The sequence below is a fragment of the Caenispirillum salinarum AK4 genome (assembly GCF_000315795.1).
Classification (GTDB): domain Bacteria; phylum Pseudomonadota; class Alphaproteobacteria; order Rhodospirillales; family Rhodospirillaceae; genus Caenispirillum; species Caenispirillum salinarum.
The window spans coordinates 71,145-84,122 of sequence record NZ_ANHY01000011.1 but is presented as its reverse complement, the minus strand read 5'-3'; the positions used below and the strand labels follow the sequence as shown (position 1 = coordinate 84,122).

The following is a 12,978-nucleotide window of genomic DNA, read 5'->3' as shown; positions in this document are numbered from 1 at the left end:
TTGCCCATGCATATCATTGACCGACGCCTGAACCCCAAGGGCAAGAGCCTGCCCAACCGCCAGCGCTTCCTGCGCCGCGCCAAGGCGCTGGTGCGCGACGCGGTCCACGAAAGCTCCGCCAGCCGCGGGGTGCGGGATGTCGAACAGGGTGGCGAGCTGTCCATCCCCAAGGCCGGGGTCAGCGAGCCGACGTTCCATCACGGGCAGGGCAGCGGCATCCGCGACCATGTCCTGCCCGGCAACAAGGAGTTCGTGGAGGGCGACCGCCTTCCGCGGCCTCCCGGCGGTGGCGGCCGGGGTACCGAAGGCAGCCCGGACGGCGGCGGCGAGGACGACTTCCGCTTCGCCCTGTCGCGGGACGAGTTCGTCGACCTGTTCCTGGAAGACCTTGAGCTGCCGGACCTGGTGAAGCAGAAGGTCGCCGCCAGCGAAAGCGTCTCGTGGCACCGGGCCGGCTACTCCCCCTCCGGTGCGCCGGCGAACATGGCCCTGGGGCGCACCATGCGCAACAGCCTGTCGCGCCGCATCGCCCTGAAACGCCCCAACAAGGCGGAGATCCGCCGCCTCTACGAAGAGATCGAGGACCGCGAGCGCAAGGGCGAGGTCAGCGAGGAACTGGAGGCCCTGCGCGCCGAGCTGGCCGAGCTTCTGCAGAAGACCAGCCGCATTCCCTTCGTCGATCCCATCGACGTGCGCTACAAGCGGTTCGACCCCAAGCCCAAGCCCATCGCGCGGGCGGTCATGTTCTGCCTGATGGACGTCTCAGGCTCGATGACCGAGGACATGAAGGACCTCGCCAAGCGGTTCTTCATGCTGCTGCACATCTTCCTTGCCCGCCGCTACAAGCATGTGGACGTGGTGTTCATCCGCCACACCCACACGGCGCAGGAGGTGGACGAGGACACCTTCTTCCACAACCGCGAGACCGGCGGCACCATCGTCTCCACGGCGCTGGAGGAAATGATGCGGGTGGTGCGGGAGCGGTATCCCGTTTCCGACTGGAACATCTATGCCGCGCAGGCGTCGGACGGCGACAACATCACCGCCGATGCCGGCCGCGTGCTGTCGCTGATGCAGGAAGACATCCTGCCGATCTGCCAGTACTACGCCTACATCGAGGTCGGGCGCGGCGACGGCGGCCTGCCGGGGCACCATGCCCGGCGGGAAAGCGACCTGTGGAGCACCTACCGCCGCATCATGGGGCCGGAGGTGCCCATGGCCATGCGCAAGGTGAACCACCGCCGCGAGATTTTCCCGGTCTTCCGGGACCTGTTCAAGAAGGACGGCGACAAGGCCGTCGGGAGGGTGCCATGACCGACACCGCCGCCCCCGCCATCAAGACCGCGGAAAAGCCCCTGTTCGAGGGCGCGGAATGGAACTTTGACACCATCCAGCGGGTCCACGACACGGTGGAGAAGATCGCCGTCGGGGAAATGGGCCTGGACGTGTACCCCAACCAGATCGAGGTCATCACCGCCGAGCAGATGCTGGACGCCTATGCGTCGTCGGCGCTGCCGCTGCTCTACAAGCACTGGTCCTTCGGCAAGTCCTTCGCCCAGCAGGAAATGCTCTACCGCAAGGGCTTTCGCGGGCTGGCCTATGAAATCGTCATCAACTCCAGCCCCTGCATCAGCTACATCATGGAGGAAAACACCGCCCTGATGCAGACGCTGGTGATCGCCCACGCGGCGTTCGGCCACAACCACTTCTTCAAGAACAACTACGTCTTCCAGCAGTGGACCGACGCGGAAGGCATCCTGGATTACCTGGACTTCGCGCAGGGCTACATCGCCGAGTGCGAGCAGAAGTACGGCCACGGCGAGGTGGAACGCCTGCTGGACGCCGCCCACGCGCTGCAACAGCAGGGCGTCTTCCGCTATCCACGTAAGAAGGTGCCGGACCTGAAGTCGGAGGAGCGCAAGTTCCGCGAACGCCAGTTGCACGAGGAACGGGTCTACGACGACCTGTGGCGCACGCTTCCCAAGGCCTCCACGCCCGGCGCGCCGCGGGATTCGCGCGAGGAGGAACGCCGCAAGGCGCTGCTGCAACTGCCGCAGGAGAACATCCTCTATTTCCTGGAAAAGACCTCGCCCATGCTGAAGGGCTGGCAGCGGGAGGTTCTGCGCATCGTGCGCAACATCGCGCAGTATTTCTACCCGCAGCGCCAGACCAAGATGATGAACGAGGGCTGCGCCACCTGGACCCACTACACCATCATGGGCACGCTGCACGACCGCGGCCTGATCCCCGACGGCGCCTACCTGGAATTCCTGCAAAGCCACACCAACGTGGTCTTCCAGCCGGAGTTCGATGATCCGCGCTACAGCGGCCTCAACCCCTATGCGGTCGGCTTCGCGGTGATGCGCGACATCGAGCGCGCCTGCCTGACCCCCGACGAGGAAGACCACCGCTGGTTCCCCGACATCGCGGGCTGCGGCGACCCCATCGGGGTGCTGAAGGACACCTGGCACAACTTCCGCGACGAGAGCTTCATCCAGCAATACCTGGGGCCCAAGGTCATCCGCGATTTCCGGCTGTTCGACCTGTCCGACGACAGCGACGAGCCGACCTATCTGGTGCGCGCCATCCACAACGAGCGCGGCTACCGGGAAATCCGCAACCGCCTGGCCTGGCACTACGACATCGCGCGGATGGAGCCGGATATCCAGGTGGTGGACGTGGACCTGACCGGCGACCGCCGCCTCATGCTCCGCCACCGGGCCATCGACGGCGTGATGCTGGAGGAAGGCGACGCCCGTCGCGTGCTGGGCTATCTGGCGGACCTGTGGGGCTACGACGTGTTGCTGACGGAAGTGGACGCGGCGACCGACATGATCCTGAAGGAACACAAGGCCGGCCCCCGCCGCCGCTTCGGGTGAGCGGGCGTCCAATCAACGGGAAAGGCGCCGCCGGAGGGCTCCGGCGGCGCCTTTTTCATGCGTCACGGCGGCTTACGCCGACAGCGCCAGGTCCGCCGCATCGGGCCCGGCGGCGATCAGGTCGCGCAGGACCGGCGAGAGCGTGTGGACGTGGGCGACCATCAGCGCTAGGTGCGTCGGGTTGACGACCATCACGTCGCCGGCCTCGCGGCCGCAGGCGATGGCGAAGGGGGCGGCGCTGCCCGTCGGCAGGCCGTCGAGACTGTCGGCCAGCGCGGTCTCGCCCGTGTCGTCCCAGGCGGCATCCACAAGCGCCGGCGCGCGATCGCCCGCCTGCATCACCGCCAGCGGCGCACCGCCGGCGGCCGGCAGGCCGTCATAGGCATTGGCGGACCACTCGGTGTCGTGCGCCAGTCTGATGGAGGCGACGTGGCGCGCGTTCACCACATAGCGGCACGGACCAATGTCGAAGCCGAAGAAGCCTGATCCGTTTGCACCGGCGGTGGCGGCGGCCTGGTAGCGGGTGACCAGCGCGCGGCCGTCGTCCTCCGGCAGGTGGCAGGCCAGGCGGAAGCCGTTGCTGAAGTGCAGTGTGGCGGTGCAGGGCAGCGGCGGCTGAATCAGGCCCAGCGACTCCAGCCGGGCGGGGTCGGCGGCGAACAGCGCGTCGCGGTCCGGTCCGTCCACCGTGCCGGCCAGGGCGGGCATCATGTCGGTGGGCGCCACGTCCAGAACGTCGCACAGGTCCGCCAGCAGGTCGACGGAGCAGCGCTCCAGCAAACCGGCCTCCAGCAGAAGCGTGTCCCACACCGGCAGGCGGTGGCGGTCGATGAACTCCAGCGCCGACAGGCCGCTCCGTGCGGCGCGCAGCGCGCGAAAATGCGTGTTGAGCATGACGATGACCCTCCCCGGTCCGGCACCGTGCCGATGGTCTTTTATTGTTATCTTACTGCTATCGTGATGGGGCACGGCAGCGCATTGCGATACATCAACGATCGACGCAACTTCGTTGCGTTTTCAATTGGGGAAAACCCTAAGGCGGCCGAGCGGGTCCAGGCAAAAAAAGATATTCGGAATGCGGAAAAGTCTTGCAACCGGCGTGAGTGCAAATCATTCTCAAAGGCAGGACGAGACGCAAGGGGTGGCGCATGTACGTCTGCATCTGCAATGGCCTGACCGACAGGGACTTCACGCAGGCCGCGCAGGCCGGGGCGACGACGGTGTCGCAGGCCTTCAAGAGCCTGGGCGAGAAGCCCCAATGCGGCCGCTGCGTCTCCTGCGCGCGCGAAGTGATGGCCGACGCCCGGCTGGACATGGCCCAGCGCGACATGCCCATGGCGGCCGAATAGCCGTCGCGCCACCGGCGACACGCCTCCGTCCCCGCTCCCAACTCCCACGCCCGTTCTCCACGTCGCTCCGTGATCTGCGCCGACCTCATGGGCGCACGACTCACGCCCGTCTTGCCGACGTGGCGCAGCGTCTTGTTGGGGCACGGCAAACCTTTTCCTGCGGCGTCGAAACCGTCACGGCGCAAGGGCCGACGTGCGAACGATGCAGGACAGGAATGAACGGTTTGTACTGCCCGTCTTGAATGGGCTAGATACTTTATGAGTAGACGCATGCCGACGCTCCTCCCTTCGGGCCATCGAGCCGTGCGGGCCTTGCGCTCCTGATCGACGTGGCTGTCCGCTGTCGCCGTTTCAGGGCGGCGGGCGCGCATCCCTTCGGATCCGGCCGAGGAGGGCGCCGCATGGCGCCTGAGACCGCTGCGCACGGGCCGACCGGCGCGGGCCGGTTCGCCTGAGGAAGGGGGAGCGATGACAGACGCGATGAAACCCGGCCGTTCCGCCGATCGAGCCGGCACCTCCGTCCTGCAGCGCCATGTGTCCCGACGGACGTTCGCCGCCGGCCTGGGCAGCGTCGGCGGGGTCTGCGCGCTGTTCGGGTCTTTCATAAGCTCCACGGCAGTCGCCGCGCCCGATGGTGTGGCGGCGGCGTCGCCCAGGCTGGCCTATCTGGTCTCGGACCTGCGGATTCCGTTCTGGGACATCATGTGGCGCGGCGTCCGGTCGGAAGCCCGGCAACGCAGCTATGCCGTCGAGGTCCTTTCGGCCGGGAACAGCCCTCGGGACGAACTCAGCCTTCTGGTTCAGGCCATCCGCCAGGGCGTGCAGGGACTGATCGTTTCACCGACCACCTCGTCCGCCTGCGTCACAATCCTCGATCTGGCCGAAAAGGCGGGGGTTCCCGTCGTCATTTCCGACATCGGCACGGACGGCGGGCGGTACGTCTCCTACATCTCCTCCGACAACGAGACCGGGGCACACGGCATCGGCGTCATACTGGCGGACGCAATGGCCGAACGGGGCTGGCTGGACGGTTCGGTTGGAATCGTCGCCATTCCGCAGAAGCGGGCCAACGGCCAGGCCCGGACGGCCGGGTTCATGCGGGCGATGGAGGAGCGGGCGATCCGCGTCTCCGGCATTCGCCAGCAGGTGAACTTTACCTACCAGGAAACCTTCGACCACGCCTCCGACCTCCTGCGGGGCGACCCGTCGCTGCGCGCGATCTGGCTGCAGGGGTCCGACCGCTATCAGGGCGCGCTTGACGCCATCGCGGCGGCCGGGCGGACCGGCGAGGTGCTTCTGGTGACCTTCGACGCGGAGCCCGAGTTCCTGGATCTCATCCCGCAAGGCGTGCTGGTGGGGGCGGGAATGCAGCAGCCGTTCCTCATGGGCGAGAAGGCCGTCGCCGCCATGGACCGACACCTTCGGGGGCAGGCAGTGGAGCGGGTGCGCAAACTGCCGGTTCTGACGGTGTCGCAAGACAACATCGACGCGTTGACGCCGCTGATCCGGCGCAACGTGCTCGGCCTGACCGGCGCTGGGAAGGGCCGCTGACAGCATGAACGCCGTCCGACATATGTCGCTGTCCATGGCCGTCGGGCTTGCCGTGGTTCTGACCGCCGTTGCCGCGGTATCCATCTACACGGCGGGGCAGTATATGGCCGGACGGGAACGCATCGCCGCACGCATTGAGGAGGAAGGCGAGCGCCGGGCGGCAGCCCTGGCGGCCAGCGTCGCCCCCTATGTGCAGGCCTACGCGGTCAACGAGTACGCCAACCTTGTCGGCAACGAGATGGCATCGGCGAACATCAAGGCGATCGTGGTGCGCGACGAGAATATGGCGGGCATCGTCGGCGAGCCCGCCTATGTCGTGGGGCGGATGCGGGAGCCTTCCGGCGCCGTCGTCGATTATGATCCCGCCGACGCCGGGCATGCCGCCGTCATGGCCGAGTGCCGGATGATCTATCGCGCCGATCTCCAACCTCCCGGTGCTCCTGCTGCCCTCGGCGCGCTGTCCATCTGCATGTCGGACGCGGCCCTCCAGGCACAGCTCGCGGCCTTGCTCCAGGACAGTGCCCTGATCGGCCTGGTGACGGCGCTGCCCATCGTGGTCATTGTCCTTCTGTCACTGCACCTCTTGGTGGTCCGGCCTATCCGGCACGCGGCCGACATCGTTGGGCAGAGGGACGCGACGGGGTTGCCGTCGCGGGCTATTCCGGTGCGGGGCGCGCGGGAAATCCGCGCCCTGGCGTCGCTCACGAACCAGATGGTCGACATGACGCGGGCCTCGCGGCAAGCGCTGGAGAGTCATCACCAGGAGTTGCTGCGGCAGAAGGCGAAGGTGACGACGTCCGAGCGCAAACTGCGCGAGATCATCTGGGCCACCGGCGCCGGAACCTGGGAATGGAATGTCGAGACCGGCGAGACGGAGTTCAACGACCGCTGGGCCGAGATGTGCGGGTACACGCTGGCCGAGCTGGAGCCGATCAGCATCAAGACCTGGGAAAGCCTGGTGCACCCCGATGATGCGCCGAAGAGTGCGGCAGCGCTCGAACAGGTCTTCGCGCGGGAGGTCGACACCTATTCCTGCGAATGCCGCGTCCGGCACAAGGACGGCCATTGGGTGTGGATCCACGACAAGGGCAAGGTAGTGGAATGGGGCGCCGACGGCCGTCCCCTGCGCGTCTCCGGCACCCATCTGGACATCACCGAGCGCAAAGAGCGCGAGGCGACGCTGGCGCGGATTCTGCGGCTCAACCGCGACGTCCTGGACGCGGCGGGGGAAGGTATTTTCGGCGTCGACAACACCGGCACCATCACCTTCATCAACAGGGCCGCCTGCGCGATCCTGGGCTACGACTGTTCCCAGCTTGTGGGCCGCCATGCCCATGCGACCTTCCACTATCAGCGCAGTGACGGGGCGCCCTATCCCGAGACGGAGTGTCCGACCTGCGCGGCGTTTTCGAACGGGGTATCGACCCGCGTCGAAAACGATGCCTTCTGGTGCCGCGACGGCAGCCGCCTGTCGGTCGACTTCGTCGCCACCCCCATCTTCGACGAGCCAGGCGCGGCGCGCGGCGCCGTGGTGGTGTTCCGGGACGTCACGCAGATGCGGGAACAGCAGGCCCGCCTGAAAAAGCTCTCGCAGGCGGTGGAGCAGAGCCCTGTGTCGGTGGTCCTCACGGACTGCCGGGGCGACATCGAATACGTCAACCACACCTTCGAAGCCGTCACCGGCTATACGCTGGACGAGGTCAAGGGCCGGAACCCCAGGTTCCTGAAGTCAGGCCACACGTCGGCGGAGGAATACCAGACCTTGTGGGACACCATCCTCGCCGGCGAGACATGGTCCGGCGAGTTCCACAACCGCCGCAAGGACGGCACCCTGTTCTGGGAACTGGCGACCATCGCCCCCGTGATTGGCGACGACGGCGAAGTCGACAGTTTCCTGGGCGTCAAGGAGGACATCACCGACCGCAAGGCCATGGAAGAGGCGCTCCGGCGCTCGAACGAGGAACTGGAGCAGTTCGCCTACGCCGCGTCGCACGATCTGCGCCAGCCGCTCCGCATGATCAACAGCTACACCCAGCTCATCGAACGCCGGGTCGGCGACAGCCTGCCCGAGCGGGCGAAGGAGTTCATGGGCTACGTCAAGGACGGCGCCCAGCGCATGGACCAGATGCTGGTGGCCCTTCTGGAATATTCCCGCGTCGGCCGCATGGGCGAACCCATCGGCCCCGTCGACAGCGGCGAACTGGTGGCCGAAGCGATCCGGTTCCTGGCGGTTTCCGTCGAGGAGCGGGGCGCCCTGATTGATCTGCCGGAGGACTGGCCCACCATCCAGGCCAGCCGGAATGAAGGTGTGCGGCTGTTCCAGAACCTGATCGGCAACGCCCTGAAATACTGCCCGCCCGACCGCCGGCCGCACATCACGATCACCGCCCGGAAACGTCCGGACGGGACGGAATTGGCCATTGCCGACAACGGCATCGGGATCGATCCGCGGCAGGCTCCGCGCCTGTTCAAGGTTTTCCAGCGCCTTCACCAGGCCGAGGAGTACGAGGGGAGCGGTGTCGGGCTGGCCGTCTGCCGCCGCATCATGGACCGCCATGGCGGACGCATCTGGGTCGACTCCGCCGGCGAGGGCCACGGCAGCACCTTCTACGTGCTCTTTCCCACCTCCGCCGCCGCAAACAGCGGTTGATCCTCTCGCGGGGTGGCCGTCGTAAGATCTGTGTGCGCCCCTCATTCCGCGCCGTCCTACCGAGGTTCCGGCACTTTGCGAAAGCGCTGTGCAAAAGAAGTGCGTATACTTCGTAAGATATCCGGCGCGTCGCGAAGCAGGTCCTCTTGAAGTCTTTCCGCATCCGAAAGCTCATGCTCAGCGTGCTGGTTCTCATGGCAACGGTCACGGGAGCCTTGCTGACGCGCGACCTCGTGCGGTCCTACAACGAATTGGCTCAGGCCAGGACGGTGGCCGAGCAGCTGCTGATTGCCGATGCCCTGCTGGAGGGCATCCAGCTTTTGGCCTTCGAGCGGGGGGTGACGAACCTGGCGCTGCGCACGCAGGGTGAGGAGCGCGCCCGTTGGCTGGGCCGGATCGGCGACACCCGGCAAGCCGCCGACGAGACGATTCGGCCATCCCTGATCGCGCTGAACGGCGACGCCGACACCGCGAGCGTACGGCGCGCGCTGGCGACGCTGGAGGACCTGCGCCGGCGGGTCGATGAAGCGCTGGCCCGGCAGGACGAGTCCGCCGCCGATCTTGCAGGGCAGTGGCTGGAGGCCGTCACCGCCGCCATCGAGGCACTGGAAGCCTTCACGGCCGAGCGTCTGGCCGTCGCCGAGGTGGACGGGGCGGAGTTCGCCCGGCTGACCACCATCAAGCTGGCGGCCGTGCGCATGCGCATCACCGCCGGACTGGAAAGCAGCCGCGCCACATCGGTCCTGGCGACGCCCGCGGCCTATTCCATCGAGACGGCCCGCACCATGGCGGAACTGACCGGCGCGGCCGCCATGCAGTGGCGCACCATCCGGCAATCCGCCATCGGTGTCGCGGCGCTGCAGGAGCCGCTCGACACCCTGGAGACCGCCTACGGCGACGCGCTGCGGCCGCTGCTCGACGGCATCGCGGAGGCGATCCGCTTCGGCCGTCCCATGCCGGCGACCGTCGACGAGGCCACGCCGGTCATCGTCGCCGGTCTCGATGCCATCGGCGCCGTGGTGGCGGCCGCGGCGGCGCGGTCGGAGGCGGTGGCCCGGGCTGACCGGCGCCACGCCCTGCGCGACCTGATGACCGAGGTGGGGGCCCTGGTGGCATACCTGCTGCTGACGCTTCTGCTTATCCGCCAGTTCGACCGCCGGGTCGCGGGGCCGTTGTCGCTGCTCAGCGATCGGCTGCGGCGCCTGTCGCGGACGGTGGAGGGAGCGGGGGAGGCCGCCGGCGTGCGCGAACGCGACGAGGTGGCCGACCTCAACCGCGCGGCCGACGCCTTCGAGGACGCGCTGACCACCCTTTCGATGACCGAACGGCGGTTCCGCCTGGCCGCCGCGGCCACCAACGACGGCATCTGGGAATGGGACATGCGCCACGGCCAGCTGTGGTTCTCGCCGCGCTGGAAGCAGCAGCTGGGGTACGAGGACGACGAACTGGCCAACACGCTGGCCATGTGGAAGCAGGTCATCCTGCCAGAGGACCGGGATGCCGCCCTGCGGCTGGTGGAGGACTACAACGCGGGCCGCGTTCCCGTTTTCGAGATGGTGCAGCGGTTCCGCCACAAGGACGGGCACATCGTCTTCGTCCTCAGCCGCGCCGTGCATGAAAAGGACGAGACGGGAGCGGTGGTGCGGATGATCGGGGCCCACACCGACATCACCGACCTCAAGCGCACCGAGGACGCCCTGCGCGCCAGCGAAGCCCGGTTCCGCGACATGGCCGCCAACGTGCCGGGCATGATCTACCAGTGGTACCACCGGGCGAACGGCGACCACGGCCTGCGCTATGTCAGCCCGCAGTCCGTCAACTTGTGCGGCGTGGCGCCCGAGACCCTGATGGCGGACTGGCGGACGCTGCCGGTGCATCCCGACGATTTCCAGCCGTTGATGGAGAGCATCGCCGGCGCCGTGGCCGCCCGCGGCGACTGGCGCTTCGAGGGGCGTTTCCTGCTGCCCGGCGGCTCGGTGCGCTGGTGGCGCGGCATGTCGCGGTGCATCTCGGGCGCTGCCGAGGACGAGGTGCTGTTCAACGGCGTGATCGTGGACATCACCGAGGAACGCCTGGCCCAGGACGCCATCATCACGCATGAGCGGCAGTTGCAGGCCATCCTCGACAACGCCGTCGACGGCATCGTCACCATCGACTCATCCGGCATCATCCGCTCGGTCAATCCGGCGACGGAGACCATCTTCGGCTGGTCGCGCAATGCCATGATCGGGCGCAACGTCAACATGCTCATGCCCGACGAGGTCGCCCGGCACCACGACGGCTACCTTGCCGCCTTCATGGCGGGCGGCGCACCCGGCATCATCGGTCGCGTGCGGCAGGTGGAGGGCGTGCGCAGCGACGGCACCCGCTTCCCGCTCGAACTGGCCGTCAGCGTGGTGGAGGCGCCGGACGGCACGCTGTTCACCGGACTGGTCCGCGACATCAGCCGCCGCGTGCGAACCGAGGCCAACCTGCGGGAGAAGGAGGCGCAGTTCCGCGACCTCGTGGAAGGCTCCATCGAGGGCATCCTGATCCTGTCGCGCGGCATGCGCATCCAGTTCGCCAACCGGTCGTTCCTGCGCCTGTTCGGCCTGTCCGAAGACGCGCGCCCGGCCGACCTGCCGCGGGTGGCACACTTCGTGCCGGCCGAGGACCGGCGGACTGTTCTGAACGCCCTGGAGCCGGTTCTGCGGGGCGCCACCGACGTGCGAACCCTGCCGCTGCGTGCCCAGCACGCCGGCGGCGGGACCCTGTGGCTGGAAGCCATGGTCCGCGCCGTCACCTGGCGGGGCGAGCGCAGCCTTCAGGTGACGCTGGTGGACATTACCGATACCGTCACCGCGCGTCAGGAACTGGAATACAGCCGCGCCGTCGCCGAGGAACGCGCCTCCGAAATGGCCGACCTGGCCGACGCGCTGGAGGTCGCGCGCCAGCAGGCGGAGGCCGCCAATCAGGCGAAGTCGCAGTTCCTGGCGGTCATGAGCCACGAGCTGCGCACGCCCATGACCGGCATCCTGGGCATGGCGGATCTGCTGATGGCCACCGAGTTGCCGGGCGAGGGGCATCGCTTCGTCAGCACGCTCAAGCGATCGGCCGACACGCTTCTGACGCTGCTCAACGACGTGCTGGACTTCTCGAAGATCGAGGCCGGGCAACTGGTGCTGGAGGAGATCGACTTCCGGCCGACCGAGATCATGGAGGACGTGGTCCAGCTTCTCAACGTCAAGGCGTCGGAGAAGGGCCTCCTGCTGCGCTGGCAGGCGCTTGAGGCGGCGCCCGAGGCCGTGCGCGGCGACCCGACGCGCCTGCGCCAGATCCTGCTCAACCTGGTCGGCAACGCCGTGAAGTTCACCGAGCGCGGGACGGTGGAGGTGGACCTGACCTCGGCCACCGAGGACGCGACGGGGGTCTGGCTGTCCTTCGCCGTGCGCGACACCGGCATCGGCATGACGGCCGACCAGCAGGCGCGCCTGTTCCAGCCCTTCACCCAGGCCGACGCCTCCACCACCCGCCGCTACGGCGGGACGGGGCTGGGGCTCGTCATCTGCAAGCGTCTGGTGGAAGCCATGGGCGGCGAGATCGGCATGGTGACCAGGCCGGGCCACGGCACGACCTTCACCTTTACCATCCACATGGAGGCGGGTGACGTCCGGCGTGCGGCGGCGCGGGAGGCCCGCGCCGGCCTGCCTGCCGCCACACCGGAACGCGCGTCCGGGCATCCGGTCCGCGTCCTGGTCGCCGAGGACAACGAGACCAACCGCCTGCTTCTGACCACCGGGCTCGGCCGGATGGGACACGCCGTGGATGCGGCCGAGGACGGTGCCGCAGCGTTGGCGGCGGTGAGGGACGCGGTGGCGGCGGACCAGCCCTACGACATCGTGCTCATGGACATGCAGATGCCGGTAATGGACGGCCCCGAAGCGACCCGCGCCATCCGCGCCCTGCCGGAGCCCGCATGCGGGCTCCCCATCGTGGCGCTGACGGCGGACCTTCTGTCGTCGGACCGCGAACGGTACCTGGCGGCGGGGCTGGACGACTACCTGACCAAGCCCATCGACTGGCAGCGGCTGTCCGATACCGTCGACCGCCTTGCCGGCGGCCGATCCATTGCGCCGGCCGCATCGGAGGGTCCGCCTGCGGGCGGTCCGCCGTCCGAAGCCGAAGCCGAAGCTGACTTGGCCGAGGCGGTCACGCTGGACGACGATGTCCTGGTACGGCTGGAGGCGCAGGTGGGCGAAGCCATGGTCGTTCGCATGCTCGACGCCGTGGCGCAGCGTCTGGAGCCCACGGCCGCGTCCGTCGTAGACGCCGTGCAGGCGGACGACGCCGAGGCCGCCCGGCGCGCGGCACACGGGCTGAAGGGCATGGCCGCGCAGTTCGGGGCGCGGCGGGTCGCCCATCTGGCGGAGCAGATCGAAGCCGCCGCCCGCGCCGGGGCGCTGTCGGATGCAAAGGCCGCTGCCGCCGCCCTGCGCCCTGCGGCCGGTGCCACGGCGGCGGCGGTACGCGAGCGGATCACCGTGAACCAGGCCGCGGAGAGGGAATGAGG

Annotated in this window: 7 protein-coding genes; 6 read left to right on the top strand and 1 reads right to left on the bottom strand. The window is 68.2% G+C overall.

Translation table 11 applies throughout. The annotated features are described in order from the left end of the window. Nucleotides 1–6: 6 nt before the first annotated feature. Nucleotides 7–1,314: a YeaH/YhbH family protein gene (locus tag C882_RS12130; protein WP_009540903.1), complete on the top strand. Its 1,308-nt coding sequence runs from the start codon at nt 7–9 to the stop codon at nt 1,312–1,314. After that, nucleotides 1,311–2,879 (top strand): SpoVR family protein, encoded by a 1,569-nt coding sequence (locus C882_RS12125; RefSeq protein WP_009540902.1) that lies wholly within the window; start codon nt 1,311–1,313, stop codon nt 2,877–2,879. Before C882_RS12130 ends, C882_RS12125 begins: the two co-directional genes overlap by 4 nt. A gap of 72 nt (nt 2,880–2,951) precedes the next feature. Here C882_RS12125 and C882_RS12120 read toward each other — a convergent pair whose 3' ends face one another. Beyond that, the gene (locus tag C882_RS12120; protein ID WP_009540901.1) at nt 2,952–3,773 is read right to left on the bottom strand and encodes a hypothetical protein; all 822 of its coding nucleotides are present in this window, start codon (nt 3,771–3,773) and stop codon (nt 2,952–2,954) included. A 254-nt stretch (nt 3,774–4,027) separates the two neighbouring features. On the opposite strand from C882_RS12120, the gene C882_RS12115 reads away from it, so the two are divergent. The 4 genes from C882_RS12115 to C882_RS23240 all read left to right on the top strand — a co-directional run bounded on the left by C882_RS12115 (nt 4,028) and on the right by C882_RS23240 (nt 12,976). Further along, nucleotides 4,028–4,228, top strand: a complete 201-nt coding sequence (locus tag C882_RS12115) for a (2Fe-2S)-binding protein (RefSeq protein ID WP_009540900.1) — start codon at nt 4,028–4,030, stop codon at nt 4,226–4,228. Nucleotides 4,229–4,696: 468 nt separating this feature from the next. Beyond that, nucleotides 4,697–5,779, top strand: a complete 1,083-nt coding sequence (locus C882_RS12110; RefSeq protein ID WP_009540899.1) for a substrate-binding domain-containing protein — start codon at nt 4,697–4,699, stop codon at nt 5,777–5,779. 4 nt (nt 5,780–5,783) lie between these two features. Continuing rightward, a complete protein-coding gene (locus C882_RS23245; protein WP_083875829.1) occupies nt 5,784–8,429 on the top strand; it encodes a PAS domain-containing sensor histidine kinase in 2,646 nt (881 codons plus the stop codon). A 146-nt stretch (nt 8,430–8,575) separates the two neighbouring features. Further along, nucleotides 8,576–12,976 (top strand): PAS domain S-box protein, encoded by a 4,401-nt coding sequence (locus C882_RS23240; RefSeq protein ID WP_152415316.1) that lies wholly within the window; start codon nt 8,576–8,578, stop codon nt 12,974–12,976. The last annotated feature ends 2 nt before the right edge of the window (nt 12,977–12,978 follow it).

What these genes read in the sequence shown, in the direction of transcription:
- C882_RS12130 (WP_009540903.1), top strand. Translation starts at nt 7, where the DNA reads ATGCATATCATTGACCGACGCCTGAACCCCAAGGGCAAGAGCCTGCCC.
- C882_RS12110 (WP_009540899.1), top strand. Translation starts at nt 4,697, where the DNA reads ATGACAGACGCGATGAAACCCGGCCGTTCCGCCGATCGAGCCGGCACC.
- C882_RS12125 (WP_009540902.1), top strand. Translation starts at nt 1,311, where the DNA reads ATGACCGACACCGCCGCCCCCGCCATCAAGACCGCGGAAAAGCCCCTG.
- C882_RS12115 (WP_009540900.1), top strand. Translation starts at nt 4,028, where the DNA reads ATGTACGTCTGCATCTGCAATGGCCTGACCGACAGGGACTTCACGCAG.
- C882_RS23245 (WP_083875829.1), top strand. Translation starts at nt 5,784, where the DNA reads ATGAACGCCGTCCGACATATGTCGCTGTCCATGGCCGTCGGGCTTGCC.
- C882_RS12120 (WP_009540901.1), bottom strand. Translation starts at nt 3,773, where the DNA reads ATGCTCAACACGCATTTTCGCGCGCTGCGCGCCGCACGGAGCGGCCTG.